Genomic DNA, 1,135 nt, shown 5'->3' with positions numbered 1-1,135 from the left:
AATAAGCTTTAGCTTCGTGCGCAAACGGAAACGAAAAAGTTTCCTTACCTCCGCACTACGCTTAGCCGAGACCGTTGGGCATAATTTAAGCGGAACGTATAAAAATGAAAAAAACCTCTCGAAAATTGAGAGGTTTTGTATATCTTTCACTTAATTACGTTTCTATGAAGAAAGAGGCTTGATTAAGCATTACAGTACAAAATAAGTGAATTATTTTGTAATAGACAAATAAAAGTAAAAGAATATTGGAATATCAAAAATTAGAATACTACTTATCTCAACCAAGATTAGACCGATTTTTAATCGCTACTGGAAACTCAAAATCAAAAGCACAAAAATTATATAGAATAAATTTGAGAGTTGCTCAATCGTTTTATCCTGTTTTAAATCTTTTCGAAATATTTTTTAGAAACATTGTCAACTACCAAGTTTCATCTCATTTTGCAAATCCGAATTGGATAATAGCGGAAAAGAACGGATTTATGAATCATCCTTCACTAACTGGCTCAAGGTTCTTTTTAAAAAATTCAGTAAACAAAGCCGAAAGAACAATTAGACGGAAAGGCGGAATTGTAACTTCTGGAAAAGTTATTGCGGAGCAATCTTTTGGTTTTTGGACAAGTTTGTTTGACACTCATCATTACAGGTTAATCGGTGGTGTTGTAATCCATTGCTTTCCTAACAAACCAACTCACGTGAATAGAAATATTTTAAACCAAAAACTAAATAACATCAGAGAATTTAGAAATCGAGTTTATCATAACGAACCTATTTGCTTTAATGGAAACGTAATTGATTTTACAGAAGCAATTAATATCAAGAATGAGATTTATGAATTATTGGAATGGATAGACGCTGACTTGACTGATTATGTGGATTATTTCAATGGAATTGACACGAAAATAAATATGATTAATAACCTATAAAAAACTATGCCCAACAACGTATAAAATTAATTGCTAGTACAGGCTTACTTGCGAAAATCCTCGCGGATTTTCTATTCGTTTTGTATTTGCTAAATTAGTTGCTTAGACAACGCAACTAATCTTATACAAGACCGTTACTTTTAATGGTGCGACATCAAAATTTCGGCAGTTTTAAAATTCTCGTGGCTGACTTTTTAAATGAAAAATTA

General features: G+C 31.6%; 1 protein-coding gene. It reads left to right on the top strand.

Translation table 11 applies throughout. From position 1 onward, the window contains the following. Positions 1-245 precede the first annotated feature (245 nt). Complete coding sequence (locus Q0945_RS15915) at positions 246-926, top strand: hypothetical protein (protein WP_299436626.1); 681 nt, start codon at positions 246-248, stop codon at positions 924-926. Positions 927-1,135 lie beyond the last annotated feature (209 nt).

It is taken from the genome of uncultured Maribacter sp. (assembly GCF_947500405.1).
In the GTDB taxonomy this organism is placed as follows: domain Bacteria; phylum Bacteroidota; class Bacteroidia; order Flavobacteriales; family Flavobacteriaceae; genus Maribacter_B.
The sequence above is the reverse complement of the archived record's forward strand: the minus strand, read 5'-3'. Positions and strand labels throughout refer to the sequence as shown.